At 66.6% G+C, this 22,402-nt stretch carries 21 protein-coding genes; 9 read left to right on the forward strand and 12 right to left on the reverse strand.

Annotated features, from left to right (window positions below):
* The first annotated feature begins 2 nt into the window (after positions 1 to 2).
* Genes MTR65_RS17555 through MTR65_RS17575 form a run of 5 tightly spaced genes read left to right on the forward strand, consistent with a single transcriptional unit; the run spans position 3 to position 3,710 of the window.
* Entirely contained in the window at positions 3 to 1,253 is a 1,251-nt protein-coding gene (locus MTR65_RS17555) for an RluA family pseudouridine synthase (protein ID WP_243802515.1), read from the forward strand.
* 45 nt (positions 1,254 to 1,298) lie between these two features.
* Positions 1,299 to 1,949, forward strand: a complete 651-nt coding sequence (locus MTR65_RS17560) for an HAD-IA family hydrolase (RefSeq protein WP_243802517.1) — start codon at positions 1,299 to 1,301, stop codon at positions 1,947 to 1,949.
* The gene (locus MTR65_RS17565) at positions 1,946 to 2,203 is read left to right on the forward strand and encodes a hypothetical protein (RefSeq protein WP_226633788.1); all 258 of its coding nucleotides are present in this window, start codon (positions 1,946 to 1,948) and stop codon (positions 2,201 to 2,203) included. The genes MTR65_RS17560 and MTR65_RS17565 overlap by 4 nt, the downstream gene beginning before the upstream one ends.
* 6 nt (positions 2,204 to 2,209) lie before the next feature.
* Positions 2,210 to 2,914: an ATP12 family protein gene (locus tag MTR65_RS17570; protein ID WP_243802519.1), complete on the forward strand. Its 705-nt coding sequence runs from the start codon at positions 2,210 to 2,212 to the stop codon at positions 2,912 to 2,914.
* Between the two features lie 31 nt (positions 2,915 to 2,945).
* Positions 2,946 to 3,710, forward strand: coding sequence for an Nmad3 family putative nucleotide modification protein (locus MTR65_RS17575; protein WP_243802521.1), 765 nt, complete (start codon positions 2,946 to 2,948; stop codon positions 3,708 to 3,710).
* A gap of 220 nt (positions 3,711 to 3,930) precedes the next feature.
* Here MTR65_RS17575 and MTR65_RS17580 read toward each other — a convergent pair whose 3' ends face one another.
* The 5 genes from MTR65_RS17580 to MTR65_RS17600 form a co-directional block, all read right to left on the reverse strand.
* Positions 3,931 to 4,512 carry an outer membrane protein gene (locus tag MTR65_RS17580; RefSeq protein WP_243802523.1) on the reverse strand — a complete coding sequence of 194 codons (582 nt, stop codon included), beginning with the start codon at positions 4,510 to 4,512 and terminating at the stop codon, positions 3,931 to 3,933.
* Between the two features lie 694 nt (positions 4,513 to 5,206).
* Positions 5,207 to 5,857 (reverse strand): ABC-type transport auxiliary lipoprotein family protein, encoded by a 651-nt coding sequence (locus MTR65_RS17585; RefSeq protein ID WP_327194346.1) that lies wholly within the window; start codon positions 5,855 to 5,857, stop codon positions 5,207 to 5,209.
* A gap of 19 nt (positions 5,858 to 5,876) precedes the next feature.
* On the reverse strand, positions 5,877 to 6,815 hold the full coding sequence (locus MTR65_RS17590) for an MlaD family protein (protein ID WP_243802525.1): 939 nt from the start codon (positions 6,813 to 6,815) through the stop codon (positions 5,877 to 5,879).
* A 9-nt stretch (positions 6,816 to 6,824) separates the two neighbouring features.
* Complete coding sequence (locus MTR65_RS17595; RefSeq protein WP_243802527.1) at positions 6,825 to 7,703, reverse strand: ABC transporter ATP-binding protein; 879 nt, start codon at positions 7,701 to 7,703, stop codon at positions 6,825 to 6,827.
* Positions 7,700 to 8,812 (reverse strand): ABC transporter permease, encoded by a 1,113-nt coding sequence (locus MTR65_RS17600; protein ID WP_243802529.1) that lies wholly within the window; start codon positions 8,810 to 8,812, stop codon positions 7,700 to 7,702. The genes MTR65_RS17595 and MTR65_RS17600 overlap by 4 nt, the downstream gene beginning before the upstream one ends.
* A 216-nt stretch (positions 8,813 to 9,028) precedes the next feature.
* Between MTR65_RS17600 and MTR65_RS17605 the strand changes: the two genes are divergently transcribed.
* Positions 9,029 to 11,755 carry a valine--tRNA ligase gene (locus MTR65_RS17605; RefSeq protein ID WP_243802532.1) on the forward strand — a complete coding sequence of 909 codons (2,727 nt, stop codon included), beginning with the start codon at positions 9,029 to 9,031 and terminating at the stop codon, positions 11,753 to 11,755.
* A gap of 226 nt (positions 11,756 to 11,981) precedes the next feature.
* On the forward strand, positions 11,982 to 12,257 hold the full coding sequence (locus tag MTR65_RS17610; RefSeq protein WP_148629185.1) for an allantoate permease family MFS transporter: 276 nt from the start codon (positions 11,982 to 11,984) through the stop codon (positions 12,255 to 12,257).
* Positions 12,258 to 12,261: 4 nt separating this feature from the next.
* On the opposite strand, the gene MTR65_RS17615 is transcribed toward MTR65_RS17610, so the two are convergent.
* Complete coding sequence (locus tag MTR65_RS17615; protein ID WP_243802534.1) at positions 12,262 to 12,855, reverse strand: twin-arginine translocation pathway signal protein; 594 nt, start codon at positions 12,853 to 12,855, stop codon at positions 12,262 to 12,264.
* A gap of 251 nt (positions 12,856 to 13,106) precedes the next feature.
* Between MTR65_RS17615 and MTR65_RS17620 the strand changes: the two genes are divergently transcribed.
* Positions 13,107 to 13,850, forward strand: coding sequence for a 7-carboxy-7-deazaguanine synthase QueE (locus tag MTR65_RS17620; RefSeq protein ID WP_243802537.1), 744 nt, complete (start codon positions 13,107 to 13,109; stop codon positions 13,848 to 13,850).
* Between the two features lie 45 nt (positions 13,851 to 13,895).
* Positions 13,896 to 15,323 (forward strand): MATE family efflux transporter, encoded by a 1,428-nt coding sequence (locus MTR65_RS17625; RefSeq protein ID WP_243802539.1) that lies wholly within the window; start codon positions 13,896 to 13,898, stop codon positions 15,321 to 15,323.
* A gap of 84 nt (positions 15,324 to 15,407) precedes the next feature.
* On the opposite strand, the gene MTR65_RS17630 is transcribed toward MTR65_RS17625, so the two are convergent.
* The 6 genes from MTR65_RS17630 to MTR65_RS17655 form a co-directional block, all read right to left on the reverse strand.
* Positions 15,408 to 17,096 (reverse strand): ATP-binding protein, encoded by a 1,689-nt coding sequence (locus MTR65_RS17630; RefSeq protein WP_243802556.1) that lies wholly within the window; start codon positions 17,094 to 17,096, stop codon positions 15,408 to 15,410.
* Between the two features lie 131 nt (positions 17,097 to 17,227).
* Complete coding sequence (locus MTR65_RS17635) at positions 17,228 to 17,992, reverse strand: TIGR02186 family protein (RefSeq protein WP_243802541.1); 765 nt, start codon at positions 17,990 to 17,992, stop codon at positions 17,228 to 17,230.
* Entirely contained in the window at positions 17,989 to 18,903 is a 915-nt protein-coding gene (locus MTR65_RS17640; RefSeq protein WP_148629173.1) for a sulfite exporter TauE/SafE family protein, read from the reverse strand. The genes MTR65_RS17635 and MTR65_RS17640 overlap by 4 nt, the downstream gene beginning before the upstream one ends.
* Before the next feature lie 81 nt (positions 18,904 to 18,984).
* Entirely contained in the window at positions 18,985 to 20,220 is a 1,236-nt protein-coding gene (locus MTR65_RS17645) for a hypothetical protein (RefSeq protein WP_243802542.1), read from the reverse strand.
* Complete coding sequence (locus MTR65_RS17650) at positions 20,217 to 21,626, reverse strand: glycosyl transferase family protein (RefSeq protein WP_327194347.1); 1,410 nt, start codon at positions 21,624 to 21,626, stop codon at positions 20,217 to 20,219. The genes MTR65_RS17645 and MTR65_RS17650 overlap by 4 nt, the downstream gene beginning before the upstream one ends.
* A gap of 187 nt (positions 21,627 to 21,813) precedes the next feature.
* The gene (locus MTR65_RS17655) at positions 21,814 to 22,248 is read right to left on the reverse strand and encodes a VOC family protein (RefSeq protein WP_039391371.1); all 435 of its coding nucleotides are present in this window, start codon (positions 22,246 to 22,248) and stop codon (positions 21,814 to 21,816) included.
* Positions 22,249 to 22,402 lie beyond the last annotated feature (154 nt).

Consider the following 22,402-nt stretch of genomic DNA (forward strand, 5'->3'; position numbering starts at 1 on the left):
TCATGGCCGGTAACGACGACATCGTCCGCCAGTTCACCGTCGGCCACGACGACGAGGGTGTGCGCCTCGACCGCTGGTTCAAGCGCCACCTGCCCAAGGTCGGCTTCGCAATGGTCTCGCGCTGGGCGCGCACCGGCCAGATCCGCGTCGACGGCAAGCGCGCGGACGTCGACACGCGCCTCACCGCAGGCCAGGTCCTGCGCGTGCCACCGGGCGGCGAGGCGAAGCCCGGCGGCAAAGCGCCCCGCCCCAAGCGCGAGCTGACCGAAGAGGAACTCGAACTCGCCGACCAGATGGTGCTGACGCAGGACCGCGCCGCCATCGTCCTCAACAAGCCTCCGGGCCTTGCCACGCAGGGCGGCTCGGGCATGAAGCAGCACGTCGACGGCCTGCTCGACGCCTATGCCCCCGACGGCCCGCGCCCCCGCCTTGTCCACCGTCTCGACAAGGACACCTCGGGCGTCCTGCTCATCGCGCGCACGCCGGGGAGCGCCGCCTATTTCTCCAAGCGCTTTTCCGGGCGCTCCGCCAAGAAGATCTACTGGGCCCTCGTCATGGGCGTCCCCAATATCGATGATGGCATGATCGAACTTCCGCTCGCCAAGCAGCCGGGCACGGGCGGTGAGAAGATGCACGTCGATGAGGAAAACGGCCAGAGCGCGCGCACCCGTTTCCGCGTGCTCGACCGTGCGGGCAACCGCGCCGCCTGGGTCGAACTGCACCCGCTCACGGGCCGCACCCACCAGCTGCGCGTCCACATGGCCGCGATCGGCCACCCGATCGTGGGCGATGGCAAGTACGGCGGGCAGGATGCGTTCCTGTCGGGCACGATCAGCCGCAAGATGCACCTGCACGCGCGCCGTCTCATCATCGAGCACCCCGATGGCGCCCCGCTCGACGTGACCGCACCCTTGCCCGAGCACTTCGCCAACTCCATGGAGAACCTGGGCTTCGACGAGGCCGACGGCGCCGAGCTGCCCCCCGGCCCCGCGCCCTTCACCAAGGAAGATGAAAAGCGCGTCGCCAAGCAGCACTCCAAGCAGATCCGCAAGGAGCGCCGGGGCGAGCGCCGTACCCGCACGGTCGGCCGTTCGGACGAAGGCAGCCGGGGCCCGCGCGCGGGCGGCGGTAAGGGCAAGACGCTGGGCAAGGGCCTCCACAAGGGCCCTCCGGGCACCCGCGTGCCCAAGAAGTCCGGCCCCAAGAAGGGTAAGGGCAGCCCCGTCCCCAAGGGCAAGGCGCCCAAGCGCTGAAGCCCCACGTGCTGAAGCTCAAGTGCTGAGAAAGGAAACGCGCCGATGAAACTGGCGGTCTTCGATTGCGACGGCACCCTGATCGACGGGCAGGCCGCGATCTGCGAGGCGATGGAGGCCACCTTCGCCGCGCATGATCTGACAGCGCCCGCGCGCTCGACGATCCGCCGCGCGGTCGGCCTCTCGCTGCCCCAGGCGATGCGCGCGCTGCTCCCGGAAAGCGACGGCGAGCAGCAACACGCCATGGCCGAGACCTACAAGCAGGCCTTCCGCCAGGCCCGCACCGAGGGGCGTGTCTCGCAGCCGCTCTTCGAGGGCATCCGCGAAACGCTCGAGGCGCTGAAGGAAGCAGGCTGGACGCTGGCGGTGGCGACCGGCATGTCCGACCGGGGCCTTGCCCATTGCCTTGCCAACAACGGCATTGCCGAGCTCTTCGTCAGCCTCCAGACCGCCGACCGCCACCCCTCCAAGCCGCACCCCGCGATGCTGGAGGAGGCCATGTTCGAGGCGGGCGCCAACGCCGAGCAGACCGTGATGATCGGCGACACCGCCTACGACATGGAGATGGCCAAGGCCGCCTGGGTGCGCGGCGTGGGCGTCGACTGGGGCTACCACCATCCCGAAGAGCTGATGAAGGCGGGCGCGGAATTCGTCGCCGAAACGCCGGGCCAGCTGCGCGCGCACCTGCTGGCATGAGCGCGCCCCCGCCCTCCCCCTCCGGCGCGCCCGATCCCGCCGCCCGGCGCTTCTTCATCATCCAGGCCGTGCGCCTTCTGGGTGTGGCCTGCGTGGTCGTGGGCATTCTCATCGCCAAGGGCGGCCTCTTTGCGCCTGCCCCGCCGGCGCTGGGTTATGTCCTTGTCGCCAATGGCCTTGTCGACCTCTTCCTCATCCCCGCCCTCCTCGCCCGCAAGTGGCGCAGCCGACCGGGCGATCAACCAGAGAGCTGAAGTTTCGTGAAACGTTTCTACAAGGAAGTGACCGCCACCCCGCTCGAGGACGGCTCGGGCTGGTGCGTGCGCCTCGATGGCCGCGCGATCAAGACAGCCGGTGGCCGCCCGCAGATCGTGCCGAGCCAGGCGCTCGCGGAGGAACTCGCCGCCGAATGGGCCGCCCAAGGCGAGGAAATCGACACCGCCCGCTTCGTCATGCGCGACCTTGTCGACTTCGCGCTCGACGCCGTGGCGCCCCAGCGCGAGACCGCGCTTGCCGAGCTGCTGCCCTACGCCGAGACCGACACGCTGTGCTACCGCGCCGATCCCGACGAGGCGCTCTACAAGCGCCAGCTCGCCGTGTGGGAGCCGATCCTCACCGCCACCGAAGCGCGCCTGGGCGTACGCTTTGCGCGCATCTCCGGGATCATCCACCGCGCTCACCCGGAGGAAACACTCAGCCGGATCGCCGAGGAACTGGCGCGCCACGATGCCTTCACCCTCGCCGCGCTCAAGATGATGGCGAGCCTGGCCGCCTCGCTCATCATCGCGCTCGCAGCGCTCGAGGAGGAGGCCGAGGCGGCCGCGCTGTGGCAGGCGGCAAACCTCGAAGAGGACTGGCAGGTGGAACTGTGGGGCGAGGACGCCGAGGCGGCCGAGAACCGCGCCGCGCGCCTTGCCGCCTTCGAACTTGCCATGCGCGTCGCCAAGCTCGCAAAGGCGCACTGATCGCCGGGGCTTACCCCCCTGCCCGGCGCGCATGAAGATCGTCTTCAGCCGCAAGGGCTTCGACACCACGGCGGGCGGGGTCCCCTCGCCCATCGTGGACAGCGCGCCTGTCTCGCTGCCGATCCCGACGCCGGGCCGCTCGGCCACGACCTACGCCCGGCGCGGACTGGGCGATCTGGTCGAAAAGGTGACGCGCGGGCGCCTGTCCGCCGACGCGCTGTGCCATGACGACCCGATGTTCGGCCTCTCCCCGCAGGGCGAGGCGCTGTGCTGGTTCGGGCAGTTCGGAGCCGCCCAAGGGCATCTGGCGAAGCACGGCGTGGGGGTGGGCGACCGCTTCCTGTTCTTCGGCCTCTTCGCCGACCCACAGACGGGCGAGCGCCACCACCGCATCTTTGCTCATATGAAGGTGCGCATGGCAGGCAAGCCTGAGGACCTGCGCGCCCGGCCCGACTGGCCCGAACCGCCGCTCCCCCACCCCCACGAGATCGGGGAATGGAGCGCCAACAACACCTTGTGGATCGGCCCCGGCGCCTGCGCCAGGACCGCCGACCCGGCGCTGCGCCTGACCGCGCCAGGCGGCCCGCTCAACCTGTGGGACGTGCCGCCCTGGCTCAAACGCCGCGGGCTTACCTACCACGAGCGGCCCGAACGCTGGAAACGCGCGAGCGCCCACCACGGCCCCCGCCTCGATTCCGCAAAGCGCGGGCAGGAATTCATCTGCGACATCGGCCGCGCCGAGGCCCCACGCGCGTGGCTGGCCGAGATCGTGGCGCGCATTGAGGGGGACGGGTGAAAGAAGGCCAAACCTTTCAAGGGGCCATCGCCCCTTGACCCTAGAATCGGCAACCTCACCTTTCTCAGCCCACGAAGCGCGAGAGCCCTGAGGTAGACAGTTCGAGGAGCCCGAGGGCGATGGCCCTCGGATTCAATGCTTCTTCGCCTCTACTTCGCACATGAAAAAGCCCGCCCCGGCAAAACCGGAGCGGGCCCTCTTCTTGAGCCTGTAAGAAGGATCAGAACTTGGTGCCGACAGCCAGCACGCCCTGGTGGCGGCTGTAGTCCGAACCGTAGTTCGAGTAGCGGTATTCCGCCTTGATGAAGAGGTTCTTCGTCACGTCGTACTCGTAGCCCGCGCCAAGGCGGAAGCCGTTGAGCGTGTCGTGCGCACCGAGGTCGCTGAAGCCGCCGAGCGCCTGGCTCGCGGTCTCGCCCTTGTAGCTCACGCCGACGCGGGTGTTGGTGTAACCACCCAGCACGTAGAGCTTGTTGCGCGCGCCGAGGTTGGTGCCGAGGCGGACGACAGCGGCCAGATCGCGACGGGCTTCGAGGCAGGCGCGATCGCCAGCTTCGAGAACATCATGCGCGCAGTCGCGGGCCGAGCTGTCACCGTAGCTGCCCTGCACGCCGACGAAAAAGCTGTTGGAGAGCTGGTAGTCGTAACCTGCCGACACACCGTACTGAACGCCCGCCTCGGAATCGCCGTCGTGCTGCGCCACGTCGAGACCACCTTCGATCTGCACGAACGCCTGGGCGTTGGCAGCAGCGGGGAGGGCGAACAGTGCAGCACTGGCAGCGAGAAGAGCAATCTTCTTCATTGTAAACTCCTGAAAACCTGCCCTTATCTGGTCACGTGGCCAGCGGGCCGCCGCCACATACGCCTCGACGTCCCCGGCGCAATGCCCAGCCCCTCATTCCACCCGGTCACCGTCGGGAACTGTGTCCTTGGGATCACACCCCGACATGTGGACACATGTGCGCAGAGCCCGGCTTTCCGCCAAAAATGCCACCCACGCCAATTTCACCTCGAGCGGCTGTAATTTTTTTGTCATGCGGGGTCTTTAATTCGCAGAATGAACTCCTATGTTTTTGATATTGCAGAACTTGCTGTTTACAATTCTGCAACATAGCGACTCACTCGCCTCTCCCCCACATCGACGGTTTTACGTGATTCGGCCCCATCTCGACCGATTGCAGCGCCTGCATGCGCGTACGCAATCTGACGATTGGGAAACGATCCAGACATACAAGCGAACCGCGGAGCCTCAGGCGAAGGAAGGAAGGGTCCTTTTCCAAGGGGCCATCGCCCCTTGACCCCGAACCGGGCGACCTCACCTCCTTCAGCCAACGCGGCGTGAGACCTGTGAGCTCGACTGGTCCGGGAGCCCGAGGGCGATGGCCCTCGGAACAGCCTCTTCATCCCCTTCCCGTCCCCCCAAAACGACAAGGGCCCCGCTCCTTTCGAAGCGAGGCCCCTGGCTTATCCTGCGAGAAGGTTCGTCGCCGCGGCGATCAGCCTTCCTTGACCCAGGCGGCGACTTCGCCCGCGACCTGGTTGGCGGCGCGGTTGAGCGCGGGGCCCACGGCCTCGGCCTCGGGCGCAATGCCGGGCACGACCGCTTCGAAGCGGCGGCGCTCCAGCTCCTCGTTGCCGCGCTGCCAGCGCACGGCGTCGTAGCGCACGATCACCGAACTGGTCTGCGCGTCATAGCCCATGTCCCGCAGGCGCCCGCCGATGAAGGTCTTGCCCTTCACTTCGTAGTCCGCGCCTTCCAGCACCATCTGGTCGGTATCGGCACGGATCGTTTCGGCAAGAAGCGCCCGGAACAGGCGCGTGGGCTTCTCGATCCAGCCTGCGCCCTTGAGGTAGGCGAGATTGGCCGGGTCGATGCGCACGGGCACGCGCAGCGCCTCGAGGCTGCGCTCGGTCTCGGGTTCGAGCACAACGATCGCATCGGAGAGCTTGCCGCGCGAGACAGAGCCTGCGGGCGCAGTGTGTTCCGGGGTCAGGCGAATGAGCGTGTCGGGCACCTCGGGTGCGAAGCTGACACAGCCCGCCAGCGCAAGGCTTGCCGTGGCGGCGGCCGCACCGAGGCGCCAGCGCCCGAAAGTCAGGGCACGCGCGGGGGAGGACATCCAGGAGTGGCTTTTCATCGTCATCATCGTCTCGTCCTTGCCCGGCTCAGGGCTTGTAGTCGGGCAGCTTCTGGCCCTTGAGCAGGGCACCGGCCCCCTGTTCCTCGACCGTCTCGGTCACGTTGCGCAGCGCCCGGCTCGTCGCGCGAAGATCGCGGATCGCGGATTCGGCGGCGGGCAGCGTGCTCTGCGAAACCTGATCCAGCGCGGGCTGCGCGTGGGCCATCGTCTCGTTGAGCTGGTCCATCGATTCCTGCGCGGACTTCAGGGTCTTGCGCATCTGTTCGGCGAGCGAGGTGCCCTTCGAGCCGAGCAGGTCGTCGGTCTTGTTCGCCACGCCCTCGAACGCGGCCAGCGTCTTGGTGGCCTGGTCGAGCGTGCCCTGCAGCTCGGCCATCGCGCCGCGCATCTGCGGGGTGGCCTGCGAAAGGTCGCGGGTCATCTTCTCGGTGTTGGCGAGAATGCCCGTGATCGAGCGGCGGTTGTCGGCCGACATCAGCTGGTTGAGGTTCTCGGTCAGCGTCGCGAGGCGCTCCATCAGGAGCGGTGCGTTGGCCAGCACCTCGGAGAAGCCGCCGCGCTTGGTCGGGATCACCGGCACGCCTTCGGGGCCGGGTTCCGCCAGCAGCGGCGCGCCCTTGACCGCGCCTTCGAGCTGGATGTCCGAGACGCCCGTGAAGCTGCCCTGGATCGTGGCGGTGGTGCCCACCGTGATCGGCACGCGCTCGTTTACCTTGACGCGCACCCGCACGAAGCTGGGGTCCTTGGGCCACAGTTCGATCTGCGAGATCTGGCCCACCGGCACGCCCGAGAAGTTCACTTCCGAGCCCAGCGCCAGGCCGTCCACCGACTGGGTGAAGAAGATGTCGTACTGCTGCTGGTTGCCCTCGTTGAGGCGCGCCAGCCAGACGACGAAGCCCGCCGCGAGCGCCAGCAGGATGAGGGTGACGGCCCCGACCCAGACGTGATTGGCTTTGGTTTCCATGGTTGTGCCTTATGCCCCCGCTTCTCGGGTTGTGTCACTCCCGCCCGCGTCCGCGCCATCGGGCGCGTCCTCCACGGCGGCGTCGATCCGGGGGTCCTCCTTGCCGGCAAGCGCAGCGCGCCCGCGCGGGCCGTTGAAGTATTCCTGGATCCAGGGATGGTCGAGCGCGAGGAGCTCGGGGATCGTGCCCACCGCGATCACTTTCTTGTCCGCCAGCACCGCCACCCGGTCGCAGATCGCGTAGAGAGTGTCGAGGTCGTGGGTGATGAGAAAGACGGTAAGCCCGAGCGTTTCCTTCAGCTCGCGCGTAAGATTGTCGAAGGCGGCCGCGCCGATGGGGTCGAGCCCCGCGGTCGGCTCGTCGAGGAAGAGCAGCTCGGGATCGAGCGCGAGCGCGCGGGCGAGACCTGCCCGCTTCTTCATGCCGCCCGAAAGCTCGCTCGGGAACTTGAAGGCGGCCTCGTCGGGCAGGCCCGACAGGCGCACCTTGAAGCGCGCGATCTCCTGGCGCAGCTGGTCGGAAATCTCGGGGTAGAACTGCTTGAGCGGCACTTCCACGTTCTCCCCCACGGTAAGCGTGGAGAACAGCGCACCACCCTGGAACAGCACGCCCCAGCGCGAGCGGATGTCGATGTCGTCCTCGACGCCGCCGGTCATCATGTCGTGGCCCAGCACCTCGACCTCGCCAGCAGAGGGCTGCTGCAACCCGATGATCGAGCGCATCAGCACCGACTTGCCGGTGCCCGAGCCGCCGACCACGCCCAGCACCTCGCCGCGGCGGACCTTGAGGTCGAGCTCTTCGTGGATGACGTGCTCACCAAAGGCGTTGGTGAGGCCGTGCACCTTGATCGGGTAGTCGCCCGTATAGTCGTCGGTACGGTCGGTCATTTCCAGCCGAGCTCCGTGAAGAATACGGCGAAGAAGGCGTCGAGCACGATCACGGTGAAGATCGCGGTGACCACGGCCTGCGTCGTGCGCGTGCCCACTTCCTCGGCGTTGCCCGAGACGCGCATGCCCTGGTAGCAGCCCGCGAGCGCCACGATCAGGGCGAAGACCGGGGCCTTGATGAAGCCGATCCACACGTCGGTCAGCGGCACCACTTCCTGGGTGCGGCGCAGGAAGGCGAAGAAGGGAATGTCGAGCGCGAAGTTCGAGATGAACGCGCCCCCGATGATCGAGCAGATCGCGGCGTAGAAGCCCAGGAGCGGCATCATGATCATCGCGGCGAGCACGCGCGGCAGGACCAGCGCCTCCATCGGCGAGACGCCGATAGTGCGCATCGCGTCCACTTCCTCGGTCAGCTTCATCGTGCCGATCTGCGCGGCGAAGGCCGAGCCCGAGCGGCCCGCGACCATGATCGCGGTCATCAGCACGCCAAGCTCGCGCATGGACAGGCGGCCCGTCAGGTTGATGGTGTAGAATTCCGCGCCGAACTGGGCGAGCTGCACCGCGCCCTGCTGGGCAATGACGATGCCGATGAGGAAACTCATCAGGCCCACGATCCACAGCGCGTTGACGCCCACGTGCTGCATGTGGTGGACGAGCGCCTTGCCGCGAAAGCGCGAAGGGTGTGCGATGGTCGTGCCAAAGGCGCAGATCAGTTCCCCCAGGAACCCGACCGTCTGGCCAAAGCCCCGGCCCCAGCCGCTGACGAGGATGCCCAGTTCGCCCACGCTGCGCTGCAGGAAGGGCAGGCGTTCGGGCGGCGCATCGGCATCGTCGACATCGCCGATGGCCTTGAACAGGCGCGTCGCGCGCTCGCTCGCCCCGGTGATCTCGATGCCGCGCTCGTGCGCGAAGTCGAGCGCCAGCCAGGCGCCGGTGGTATCGATGTCGGTGAGGCCGGAGATGTCGAGGCGCGAATAGGTGCCGTCGAGGTCCTTCAGGCGCTTTTCCAGATCGCCGATGGCGTGGACGCGCAGCGAGCCGCTCAACGCCAGTACCGGCGCCTTGCCCCCGTCGCTCTCCGACACCGTGAAATCAGCCCATTGTCGCATGTTATCTCGTGTGCGCCCGTAATGGGGAAGAACACCCTCCCCGGCAAGTGGTTCCCGGTCTGCGACGAAATGCGCCGCCGAGGGCGCGTACCGCCGTGTGATTGCCGCTATGTGGCAGGCCGATAAGGCAAAACTGCGGCAGTGGGAACCGCTTGCGGTTGCAATCGTGCAACTGGCCGCTTGCGCAAGGGGAAAGGCGCTGGCAAAGCCCGCCCCATGACCGAGACCACGCCCGAAACCACGCCGGAAAGCACCCTCGACAAGACCTTCGATCCCGCCGCGATCGAGGCCCGTTGGTACGCGCACTGGGAAGAGACCGGCCTCTTCCGCCCCGAGCGCCCCGACGCGCAGCCCTTCACCATCGTCAATCCGCCGCCCAACGTGACGGGTTCGCTGCACATCGGCCACGCGCTCGACAACACGCTGCAGGACATCGTGATCCGTCACGAGCGCCTCAAGGGCAAGGACGCGCTGTGGGTCGTGGGCACCGACCATGCGGGCATCGCCACGCAGATGGTGGTCGAGCGCCAGATGGAAGCGAGCCAGGACAAGCGCACCAACTATTCGCGCGAGGGCTTCGTCGAGAAGGTCTGGGAATGGAAGGCCGAAAGCGGCGGCACGATCACGCGCCAGCTGCGCCGCCTGGGCTGCTCGATGGACTGGAGCCGCGAGCAGTTCACCATGGACCCGCACTTTACGCAGGCCGTGGTCAAGGTCTTCGTGGACCTCTACAACGAAGGTCTCATCTACCGTGACAAGCGGCTGGTGAACTGGGACCCCAAGCTCAAGACCGCGATCTCCGACCTTGAGGTGGAGACCCGCGAGGTCAAGGGCGGCTTCTGGCACTTCAAGTACCCGCTCGCCGATGGCGTGACGCTCGACAACGGGCAGGACTTCATCGAGGTCGCCACCACGCGCCCCGAGACGATGCTGGCCGACATGGCGGTCGCCGTGAACGCCGAGGACGCGCGCTACAAGTCGGTCATCGGCAAGGAGATCCTCCAGCCGATCACCGGACGCCGCTTCAAGATCGTCGCCGACGAGCACGCCGATCCCGAACTGGGCTCGGGCGCGGTGAAGATCACCCCGGGGCATGACTTCAACGACTTTGAAGTGGGCAAGCGCGCGGGCTTCAAGCCGGCCGAGATGCTCAACATGTTCGATGCCGATGCGAACGTGGTGCAGACCGAGGACGGCCTCGTCCCCGAGAAGTATCTGGGCATGGAACGCTTCGCCGCGCGCGAGGCCGTGGTGGCCGAGATGAAGGAACTGGGCTTCCTCATCCCCCACGTCGTCACCAAGACCAACAAGGACGGCGAAACCGAAACCACCGAGATGGACGCGGAACCGCGCACCATCCAGACCCCCTACGGCGACCGTGGCGGCGTGGTGATCGAGCCCTGGCTGACCGACCAGTGGTACGTCGATGCGGCGACGCTGGCCAAGCCCGCCATCGCGGCGGTGCAGGACGGCGACATCGAAGTGGTCCCCAAGACCTGGGAAAAGACCTACTTCAACTGGATGGACAACATCCAGCCCTGGTGCGTCTCGCGCCAGCTCTGGTGGGGCCACCGCATCCCGGCGTGGTATGCTGCAGATGGCAAGGTCTACGTCGCCGAGACCGAAGAGGCCGCACAGGCCCTCGCGGGCGAAGGCGTGGCGCTGACCCGCGATGAGGACGTGCTCGACACCTGGTTCTCCTCGGCGCTGTGGCCGTTCGCGACGCTGGGCTGGCCGGAAAAGACCGACCTTCTGGCCAAGCACTACCCCAACGATCTTCTGATCTCGGGCTTCGACATCCTGTTCTTCTGGTGCGCGCGCATGGCGATGCAGGGTCTGCACTTCATGGACGAGGTGCCCTGGAAGAAGCTGTACCTGCACGGCCTCGTGCGCGCGGCTGATGGCGCGAAGATGTCGAAGTCGAAGGGCAACGTGGTCGATCCGCTGGGCCTCATCGACCAGTACGGTGCCGACGCACTGCGCTTCTTCATGGCCGCCATGGAAAGCCAGGGCCGCGACATCAAGATGGATGACAAGCGCATCGAGGGCTACCGCAACTTCGCCACGAAGCTGTGGAACGCGGCGCGCTTCTGCCAGTCGAACGGCGTTGTCGCCTCGACCTCCGTCGCCGCGCCCGCCGCGACCTCGGCGGTCAACCGCTGGATCATCGGCGAAGTCGTCGAAACCGTGGCCGAGCTCGACAAGGCCATGGCCGACATGCGCTTCGATGCCGCCGCGAACGCGATCTACCACTTCGTGTGGGACAACTTCTGCGACTGGTACATCGAACTGGTGAAGGGCAACTTCGATGAAGAAACCCGCGCCGTCGCCGGCTGGGTGCTCGACCAGATCCTCGTCATGCTCCACCCCTTCATGCCCTTCGTCACCGAAGAGCTGTGGTCGAAGATGGGCGCGCGCGAGGCGGACCTCATCGTCTCGGCATGGCCCGCCCCGGACGCCAGCGTGGACACCGCCGCCAAGGCCGAGGTCGAGTGGCTGATCGCGCTGATCGGCTCGCTGCGCGGCGCCAAGGCCGAACTGGGCATTGCGCCCGGCGCGCGCCTCACCGCCTACATCGCGCACGTCTCGGACGCGACGCGCGCCATCATCGGGGCCAACGCCACCGTGATCGACCGCCTCGCGCGCCTCGATGCGATCCACTTCGAGGCCGCGCCTGCAGGGCCGGTGCTGCAGGTGGGCGCAGGCGATGCGATGCTGGCCATTCCCCTGGAAGGCGTGATCGACATCGCGGCGGAAAAGAGCCGCCTCGAAAAGGCGCTTGCCGCCTCGCAGAAGGAAGCCAAGTCGCTCGACGGGCGCCTCTCGAACCCCAAGTTCGTGGAAAAGGCCAAGCCCGAAGCGGTCGAGAAGGCCCGCGCGGACCACGCCCACCACACCGCCGAAGCGCAGCGCCTCGCCGCCGCGCTGGAGCGTCTAGGCTAAGGCTCAACAGACACAAGAAGGCCCGCGAAGCATTTTTCCGCTTCGCGGGCCTTTTTTATGGATTCAAGGGATTTACCATCCCTTGGCCCTGTATACCGGCCCGGCGCAGTGGGTGCCGGACGCGGCAGGCACGCACTGCGCTGGACAGTTTGGGGAGCCCGAGGGCGATGGCCCTCGGACCACTTCTGCCCTTTTCTTGGCCTCGCTTGAACGATAGGCCGGAGCCATGATGGACATTCCCTGGGACCAGCCCGCGACGCTCATCGATCTCGACGGCAAGACGCCGGTGATCGGATCGTTCCTCGAATGCGTGATGCACTTCTCGCTGTTCAAGCCCTTCGCCAAGGAGCAGGCACGCATCCTCTTGACGCGCCCCGTGTTCAAACCGGGCCGCAAGACCCGCGCCTGGATTTTGAACCCGGACGAGATCGAGCTGATCGTCGAGCGCCTCAACCGCGAGCGCGCCGAGGGCAAGGACCTCCCCCCGCACCCCGGCGGCTGAACACTCAGTCCTTCGCGGTGAGCGCGTCCCAGCTCGCCCAGTCAATGGCGCGGCCTGGATAAGCGACGCGGGTGAAGGGCCAGTCCTTGGCCATCCACTCCTGGACGAAGGCGTAGAGTTCGTCCTCGAACCCGGCCTCGTATTCGGCCTTGGTCGCCCACAGGCGCACCACCGCGTCGTAACCGGGGACGGGACTGGGCTGGACGTAGACGCAGCCGCGTTCGCGCGTGCCATCAGGGGTGAGGACGGCGTAGGCAAACGAGGTGCGCGCGGCAAAGCGGGCCTGTTCGGTCTCCATGTCGGTCAGGGCCTCGGCATCCGTGATGCCCTCGTGCGGCCAGGCGGTGCTGCGGGTAAAGGTCTGCTGGAGGTGCGCGATCGAGGACATGTAGGCCGCCTTGTCGATCGCGGCGAGTTCGGGGGCGAGCGGCACGATCTGGAAGCCCTTCCCTTCTACGCGCGTCGGCACCGCGAAGTCGGCAGGCACAAGGGATGGCTTGGCCGGTGCTTCGGCTGCCACAGCCGCGGTGCTGACAGAGGCTGCCCCCACGCTCAGCAGCACGGCTAGTCCCGCCAGCGCTCGTCCTAGTCCCGCCATGTCTTCGCCTCCGCTTCATTATCACCAACTCCCAGATTGGTAATATCGAAAGGCGAGAAAGCAAAAGCATTTTCCTACACGCGCCAAACCTGACACAGTCCTGGCCATGCTCCCCTGCCCGCGAATTTTCTTGCAAAACCGCGCAAAAGCGCCTCTTGGGCGGCCTTGCAGGTGCCACCCCTGGACAGTGTCATCCGTGTCAACCTGCCCCACCCCGTAACCATTCCCTTTTCGCGACTGAAGCGCCTGCCATGCTGACCCTTGCCACCACCACACCCGGAAAACCGGAAATCTTCGCCTCGCTGCAGGGCGAAGGGGCGAGCGTGGGCAAGCCCAGCACCTTCGTGCGCCTCTCGCGCTGCAACCTCGCCTGCCACTGGTGCGACACCGCCTACACCTGGCGCTTTTCGGGCGACAACCGCCCGCACACCGACGGCCTCGACTTCGCGCGCGAGGCGAACCAGGTGAAGCTGGAGGAGGCCGAGGTCGCGCAGATGGTCGCCGCGCTCAAGCCCGACCGGCTCGTCCTCACCGGCGGCGAACCGCTGCTCCAGGGCGCGGCGCTGGCGCGCATGGTGGAGGCGCTCAAAGAGCTGCGCCCCGAATTTCACGTCGAGATCGAGACCAACGGGTCGGTTGCCCCGCACCCCGCGCTCGATCCCCTGATCGACCAGTTCAACGTCAGCCCGAAACTGGCGCACAGCGGCAACCCGGCCAGCCTCGCGCTCATCCCCGAGCGCCTCGCCGCCTACGCCGCCGATCCGCGCGCCTACTTCAAGTTCGTGATCGCCGAGCGATCAGACATCGAAGAAGTTCTTGGCCTTGTCGCAGCCCACTCCATCCTGCCCTCGCGGGTCTTTCTGATGCCGGAGGGGCGCGACAGCGCGACCTTGCGCGCACGGGCACGCTGGCTCGGCGACTTGTGCGCGGACCACGGGTTCAACTTTACCGACCGCCTTCACATTCACCTGTGGGGCGACACGCGCGGCACCTGAGCGATGGCGCACCATCGCGCACCGGGCGCCGCATCTGGGGGACATATGAACGAAGCATCGCCGATACCCGAAGGGGAATGGGAACCGGGTGAGGACGCCGCCCACCCGCCCAAGGCCGGGGCGATGCAGGGGGACCTGACGCAGGGCCCGATCCTGAAGACGCTGATGCTCTTCTCGCTCCCGATGCTGCTCTCCAACGTGCTGCAGACCCTCAATGGCTCGGTCAACGCGATCTGGGTCGGGCGCCTCATCGGCGAAAGCGCGCTCGCCGCGACCGCCAACGCCAACGTCATCATGTTCCTGCTCTTTGCCGCCGTTTTCGGCTTCTCGATGGCGACCACGGTGCGCGTGGGACAAAGCTTTGGCGCGCGTGACCTTGTTGCCGCACGCCGCACCTTCGGCAGCGGCGTGGGTTTCTGTTCGGTCGTCGCGGCGCTCACCGGCCTGGCCGGCTGGTTCCTTGCCGACACCCTGCTTGACCTGATGAGCACGCCGGGCGCCAGCAAGGCCCAGGCGCTCGCCTACCTGCAGGTGATCTTCATCACCCTACCCTTCGGCGCGGTCTCGATGATGGTGTCCATGGGGATGCGCGGTGCGGGCGATTCGCGCAGCCCGCTCTACGCCATGATCATGGTCGTCCTGCTCGACATCGGCCTCAACCCGGTGCTCATCATGGGCGTGGGGCCAGTGCCCGAACTGGGTATCGCAGGCTCGGCCATCGCCACGGCCATCGCGAACCTGGGCGGCCTCGTCTTCCTCATCTGGCGCATCTACCGCCACGACCTGCCGATGCGTCTGCGCGGCCCGGAACTGGGCTTCCTGCGCCCGCGCCGCGACGAGCTTGCCTACATCGTCACCAAGGGCCTGCCGATGGGCGCGCAGATGCTGCTCGTCTCCTCGGCCGGGCTCATCATGATCGGCCTCGTCAACCAGCTCGGCCTCAACGCCTCGGCGGCCTACGGCGCTTCGCTGCAATTGTGGAACTACCTTCAGATGCCTGCCTTCGCGATGGGTACCGCGGTCAGCGCCATGGTCGCGCAGGCGATCGGCGCGGACAACCATGAACGCGTCGATGCCGTGGCCAATGTCGGCATGATCGCCAACCTCGTGCTGACAACCGCGATGGCCGCGCTGATCGTGGGCTTCGACCGCCCGCTGCTCTCGCTCTTCCTGGGCTGGGACAGCCCGGCGATGCCGATTGCCGAGCACATCCAGCTGATCTGCACCGCCTCGTTCGTGATCGTGTCGGTGACGATGATCATGCAGGGCACGCTGCGCGCCTATGGCGTCGTCATTGCCCCGCTCATCATCATGGGCATCGGGCTCTACCCGGGTCGCCTGGGCTTCTACTACCTGCTCGAACCGCAGCTGGCGGGCGATGCAGTCTGGTGGTCCTTCCCGTTCGGCTCGGTGGTCACCGTGGCGCTCACCATGGCGTATTACCGCATGGCCAACTGGCGAAAGAGCCGCTGAGAAACGAAAGGGCGCGCGAAGGGAAGTCCCTCGCGCGCCCTATCTCTTCAAGTGGTCTCTTTAAGTGCGGATGGAGTCGAGAGGTCAGCGCCCCTGCGCGCGCCAGCGCTGGACCGTGCGCATGACCATTTCCTCTTCGCCGCCTTCCTGGCTCCACAGGTCGGTAAAGGACGGGTCGGCCGAAGCCGGGCGCTTGTACTCTTCCAGATCATCGAAACGCACGCGCATCGGGATCGCCGTACCCTCGCCGCAGATGATGCACTCACGGTTGCGCAGGGCGGGGATCGAGTCGAGGAAGCCGCGCGCGCCTTCGGGCATGGCCGCGCGTACGAAGGCCTGGTCGCGGTCGTTGTTGAGGCGCATCGAGATGATCGTGCCGCACTGCGAGAGCACGCCCTCGGCAAGGTCGGAGGGGCGCTGGGTGATGAGGCCCAGCGAGATACCGTACTTACGCCCTTCCTTGGCGATGCGCGACAGGATCCGGCCGACCGAGGAGCCGTCCGCATTGCGCTCGTTGGGGACGTAGCGATGCGCCTCCTCGCAGACGAGGAGGATCGGGCGGGTCTGTTCATCGCGCGCCCAGACCGCGAAGTCGAAGACCAGACGCGAGAGCACGGCCACCACGGTGCTGGTGATCTCGGTCGGCACGCCCGACACGTCGATGATCGAGATCGGCCGCCCACGCGAAGGCAGGCGGAAGATCTTGCCGATGAAATCGGTCATCGTGTCGCCCACCAGCATGCCGGAGAACATGAACTGGTAACGCGGGTCGGTCTTGAGCTCATCAAGACGGTTCTTGATGCGCATGTAGGGCGCGCTGGAGTGGCCCTTGTCGAGCTTGCCCATCGCATTGTTGAGGATGTTGGAGAGGTCCGAGAGCAGGTAGGGCACCGGCGAATCGACGGTGATCTTGCCCAGCTTCTCGGCCAGACGGTTCTTGCTACGCGCCTCGAGCAGCGCACGGCTCAGGACCTCGGAATCGAGCTGGCGCTCATCCCCGGTGGTCGAGAGGAGGATTTCGCAATGCTCCTCGAAGTTCATCAGCCAGTAGGGCATCTGCAAGTTCGAGACATCGAGGATGATGCCCGAATTGCGGAACGCGGCCGAGTACTCACCGTGCGGGTCGACCATGATGATGTGGCCTTCGGGCGCGTGTTCGCAGATCCGGTGGAGGATCAGCGCGGCGCTGGTCGATTTGCCGGTGCCGGTCGAGCCCAGAAGGGCAAAGTGCTTGCCCAGCAGCGCGTCGACGTAGAGACCCGCGCGGATATCCTTGGTCGGAAAGACCTTTCCGATGCCGATGCTGGCGCGCCCGTCGCTGGAATAGATCTGCTGGAGGTCCTGGCTCGTCGCCGGGTAGACCGGTGCACCGGGAATGGGGTAGGCCGTGACACCACGGCGGAAGCCATGGATACGGCCGGTCAGGCGCTCTTCTTCGCCTTCGCCGAGGAAGTCGACGTCGGCAACGATGCCCCCGCTGACATTCCCGTCCTGCTTCTGGTTGCGTACGCTGGCAAGAAGCCAGCCGTTGCCCACGCGCACCTTGACCTGGCTGCCGACCTGCCCGGAAATCGAAACCGACGGGTCCTCTTCCTGGGAGATATCGGTCAGGCGCCCCAGATCAAAGGCGATGCGGCTGCCCGAACCGCCGATCTCGACGATATAGCCGATCGGCTCACGCGCCGAGGAACTCGCCTGCCGGGCAGTTGCCTGCGGAGTTGCCGCCTGCGCCGCGGCTCCGCCCGGGACCGCACCGAAACCACCCATATCCATCTGATTCATCGCACACCGAAAGCTGCTGAAAGCCGAAACCTGTTTTCGTTTTCAGCCTAGAAGGCAGGCAGTTAATGTAAGCCTAAACCGCGGCCTTGTAAGGCCGCTTTCCAGCCTGCTCCCGCCCCAGATCAGACCAGTGCGAAGAGGCGTCCCGCGAGCCAGCCCATGCCGACGGAGACGAAGACGGCCAGCAGACCATAGGCAAAGCCCCAGTTCTGCGAGAAGTCGGCAATCGCGCGCTCGATGCCGAGCTTGCGCACCTCGACCTCGCTGCTGGCCGAAGCGACCACGCGCCCATCGCTGATCGCGAAGGTTTCGGCCGTATAGCGCCCGATGGGCACCTGCGAGGGCAGCCGGATGCGCGCCTGATAGAGGACCTGCTCGCTCACGCTGACGCCGCCTTCGTCCTCGCGGTAGAGACCGGCATCGACGTTGCGCGCGACGAGGCCAGCCGAAAAGCGGGCCTGTTCCTCGGGATCGATCGCGCCGATGGGGGACAGCTGTAGCCACTGCAGACCCAGTTCATAGATCGCGGCGGTTTTCTCATCGACGATATCGGCAATGGGCCGGGTCGAGGCGACGGCATAGTAGGACGGGGCCGAGCGCAGTTCGGTGCTTGCCGCGTTCACCCAGATCTCGGCGACCTTCTGCTTCTCGCGCAGCACCACCGACTGGGTCGGCCCCTTGAGCACGACGACGATGTCGTAGTCCTGCGCCGCGCGCGAACCTTCGGGCGTCAGCACCGCTCCGAAAAGCAAGAGGTCCGTGCCGTTGAAGCCCTGCTGCAGGTTGATCTGGTGCTGCGAGACTTCGGGCACGAGAATGGGATCGCGCGCACCGCCCAGGAACACCAGCGCAAACAGCGCCAGAAGGGAAACAAGCAGCCGGTTCACAGCGGCGCCACGGTGTAGATGTCATCGGGAATGTAGGTCAGGCCAAAGGCCATGCGCAACGCCACCAAGAGGACGATGACCGCCAGCACCAGGCGCAGCTTTACAGGGCTGCTCTTCTGCGCGAACTGCGAGCCGACCTGCGCGCCCGTGACCGATCCGAACAGCAGCATCGAGGCCAGGACGATGTCGACCGCCTGCGTGGTGAGCGCGTGCATCATCGTCGTTGCAATAGTGGTGAAGAGGATCTGCCACAGGCTCGTGCCGACCACCACATTGGCGCTCATGCCCAGGATGTAGAGCATTGCGGGAACCAGGATGAAGCCGCCGCCAATGCCCATCAGCATCGTCAGGATGCCCACCGCGCAGCCCAGAAGCAGCGGGGCGAGCGGCGAGATGTAGAGGCCTGAGCGGTAGAAGCGCCAGCGCATCGGCAGGCTGGCGACCATGGGATGGTGACGGCGCTTCTTCGCCGCAATCTTCTTGCCCGAACGCTCGGCCCGGATCGCCTGGATGCTCTCCTTGGCCATGAGCCCACCGATCGAGCCCAGGAGCAGGACATAAAGAATGCTGATGACGGTATCGATCTGGCCGATCCGCTCGAGCAGGCGAAACAGCAGTGCGCCGATCCCGGTGCCGATGATGCCGCCCACCACCATCACCGTGCCGATATGGTAGTCCACTCCGCCCCGTCGCGACTGGAAGAACACGCCCGACACGCTGGCACCGGTCACCTGGCTCGCAGCCGAAGCCGCCGCGACCGTGGGCGGAATACCGTAGAAGATCATCAGGGGCGTCGTCAGGAAGCCGCCGCCCACACCGAACATCCCCGAGAGGATACCCGTGAGTGCCCCTAGCCCGACAATGACGAAGCCGTTGACCGAAAGGTTCGCGATGGGAAGGTAGACGTCCATACCGCTTTTCTCGCTACCGCAGCGGGGCTTGCGTGAAAAGGCGCTTGTGCCCGGTCAGGTTCCCGAAAGGGCGATAAAGTCTCAGAAACCTGCCGACAGGGTTAGGGCAGGGCCCGAGCCGGGCTCGGCATCGCCGGCCATGCGCTGACGCCAGTCGAGCGCGAGGCGCCCGAACATCCGCTTGTTGAGCGGCATCGTGATCATCGCCGAAGGGCCGGCATCGACCCGCCAGGCCCCCTTCTGGGCGCCCGCCCAGACACCGGCCCCCAAACGCGCCTCGACCTTGCCGACCCTCACGACACCCTTGTCGAGCCGCGCCTGGCCATCCCCGAACGCGGTCGCGTACGTGCCGGCCACGTAGCCCGCCTGGCCGTAGGCCTCGGCTCGGAGATCGCCGGGCAGAAGCAACGGCGCGAAACGGGTGGTCACCATCGCGGCGGCCTGGACCCGATTGCCGCCGATCCCGTTGACCAGCCGCCCCTCCAGCGCCGCATCGAGAGGAAGTCCCGGAATGGGCCTTGCGGACACGCCCAGCGCGGCGGCGGTTTCGGACACCTCGCCCAGCGCCGACGTCGTGCGCATGTAGAGCTGGGGCTGCAGAGCGCTCTTGAGCGCCAGGCGGTACCGCAGGACCGCCCCTGCCTGGCTCCCCCCATACGTGGGAGGCAGGGGCGCGGCGCCCAGCCCACTGGCGGATTTTCCGCGCACGAGGGCCCAGGCATCGGCCGACCAGCGTCGTGGTCTTGCCCGCCCCTCGCGCGCAGCGTCCTGCGCTGCGCCCGGCGCGGCGGACGCTTTCGTTCCGGGCAGGACATCGCCTGAGGGCGCCGGAGCGTAGCCGGGCGGCATGGGATCTGCCTCACCAAACCCCATGCGCCCGGGCGCGAGATAGTACCCTTCCCCATCGCCTGCTCCCAGCGTGCCACGGCCTGCTCTGGTGCCTTCCCCCTGTCGGAGCGCCCCGCGAGCAGGCCCCCTGTGCGTCGCCAGCGCGACCCGGCGGGTGTCGAGCAGGACCGTCACGAGTTCGGCAAGGTCAATCCCGGCGGGCATCTGCCCCTCCCTCTCCGATTCGCCGGGCGCGGGAGCGAGCTGCGCAAACGACTGGGGCCCTGCCAGCCGCAGGGGCGCGCCCTCACCGACCGGATGCGCCTCGGGCAAAGTTCCTCGGTCAGGAGCTGGCGCCAGCGTACGCGGCGAGCCCACGGCCAGAAGCGAGACCGGGTCCAACGCGGCCACGCGTCCCCCCAGCCACCCCGCGACAAGGGCCACGAACACGACGAGGGGCTGCCCCCTGTTCCGCCGCGCCGCAGTCATGCGCCTGCTCTCCCGTGATGGACCGCGTGCTCGGCGTGCTGGGTCTTGTCCCAGCTCGGCATGGTGCCCTGCAAACTGCGCACATAGGCGGCAAGGGCGCGGCGTCCGGCCATGATCGCGATCACGTTCGCCACCGGTATCCGCGCAATCGCGCAAAGCCCTTCGCCAAGGCCGTATTCGGACGCGGTAAAGGCAAACCGGTTCGCCACGCGCCAGGCAAACGCCCACATGCACACGAACAGCAGCCCCTCCAGCAGCGGCGGAAAGGGCGTGCGCGTATAGACGCCGCCCAGCCAGGCCCCGGCCAGCAGCGTCTCGGTCAGGAGCAGCGCGTAGGAACAGGCCAGCACGAGCGCGGACAGAGGCCCGCGCCGGTCACGCAGGACCATCCAGGCATCGCGCACCCGCGCGTCCCAGCCGAGCCGATCCCAGCCCTGAAAGGCAATTCCCAGGATCCAGCGCGTCTTCTGCCGGACCGAGGCCTGCAGACTGGCCGGAAAGCACGCCCGTGTCGCCACCAGTTCGCCCTCGGCATCGCGCACCCGCAGGAACCGCGAACGTCCCCCCTCACGCTGTACGAGCAGCCCCATCTCGTAGTCTTCGGTGAGGCACTCGCAGGCAAAGGGCCCCTGCGCATCGGCGGCCATGCGCACTCTGGCGATGCGATCCAGCATCGCGCGTCCAAAGGCGCATCCCACTCCCGCTGCCGGGATCCCAAGCCCCAGGGCATCGCGCACGACCATCCCCTTGGCATGGGATTCGGTAAACTCGTCGCAGTAATGGCCGCTGACCCAGCGCGACCCGCGCACTGGTTCGGGACGCACCGGCAACTGCACATAGTCGGCCGTCGTCAGTGCCCGGTCATAGACGGCCAGTTCGGCGGGATGCACCATGTCCTCGGAATCGTGGAGCACGAGAAAGCCAAAGCGCGCGCCGCGGCGCTGCTCGTCGAGGCACAGCGCGGCGTAGAGGCGGTTGAGGCAATCGGCCTTGGTCGTGGGGCCGGCGCTGGCATGGATCACCACACGCACGCGCGGATCGCCCCCTGCTGCTGCCATCGCCGCCGTGATGGTGCCCGGATCGTTCGCGTAGCAACCGATGTAGAGGATATAGCCCTGTTGCGGCCAGGCGCCGAGCGCGTGCCGGATGGTATGCGCGATGACCTGCTCTTCGTGCCAGGCGGCAATGAGGATGGCCGCCTCTGCGCGCAGCGGAGCACGGGCCTGCAGGGCCGTGATCGAACCCTCACGCGCCTTGCCGCGAAGCTTGATGGCAATCCACAGGCCATCCACCAGAAGGTCGTCGAGTGCGCCCAGCACGAACCAGAACGCGCAGAACAGAAGGAGTTCCCGCTCGAAGGTCGCGAGCCAGGCCACTACCGTGTTCACAGCTTCCAGTTCCGCCACGATCACCCCCGTCGCATGTTTGGGCAGGTCAGCGCACAGATGCACCGCCCCCTCAATGCTTAGGGAAAAGCCTAGGCCAGACTGGTTAATATCAAACCCGTAATATGGGACATGAAGGAAAGTTAACCCTTACATGAAAAAGGGGAGGCGAAAGCTGTTCGGCCGCCTCCCCTTTTCAGGTTCTCTATTACCAGGAGCCTGTGTTTTCCATGCTGAGCCAGGGTTCCTTCGGCTCAAGCTTGCCATCCTGAAGCAATTCGATCGAAATCCCGTCCGGGGTCTTCACGAAGGCCATCCAGCCATCGCGCGGCGGGCGGTTGATGGTCACACCCGCATCCGCCAGCGTCTGGCAGGTCGCGTAGATGTCCTCGACCTGGAAGGCGAGGTGACCGAAATTGCGCCCGCCAGTGTAGGTCTCGGCGGGCGTCCCATCCGCGTTGGGCCAGTTCCAGGTCAGCTCGACCTCGGTCTCCTCCTGCCCCTTGGGCGCGAGGTAGATCAGCGTGAAGCGCCCCTGCTCGCTTTCGATACGGCGGGTTTCCTCAAGGCCGATGAGATTGAAGAAGCGGATCGTGGCGTCGGGGTCGGTCACCCGGATCATGGTGTGGAGGTAGCGGGTCACGAGAAAAGCTGTCCTTGGTCTGGAGGGAGAAGGGCTGCACGGAGCGTCCGAACAGGTGGAGCGTCTCCTGCCGCTCGGGCCGCACGCCGCGCTCGCCACCTGCTCTAGCCAATCCCACGGCGACGACCAAGACCAAAGCCATCGAAGTGCGTCT

It is taken from the genome of Novosphingobium mangrovi, assembly GCF_022818885.1.
Taxonomy (GTDB): Bacteria; Pseudomonadota; Alphaproteobacteria; order Sphingomonadales; family Sphingomonadaceae; genus Novosphingobium; species Novosphingobium mangrovi.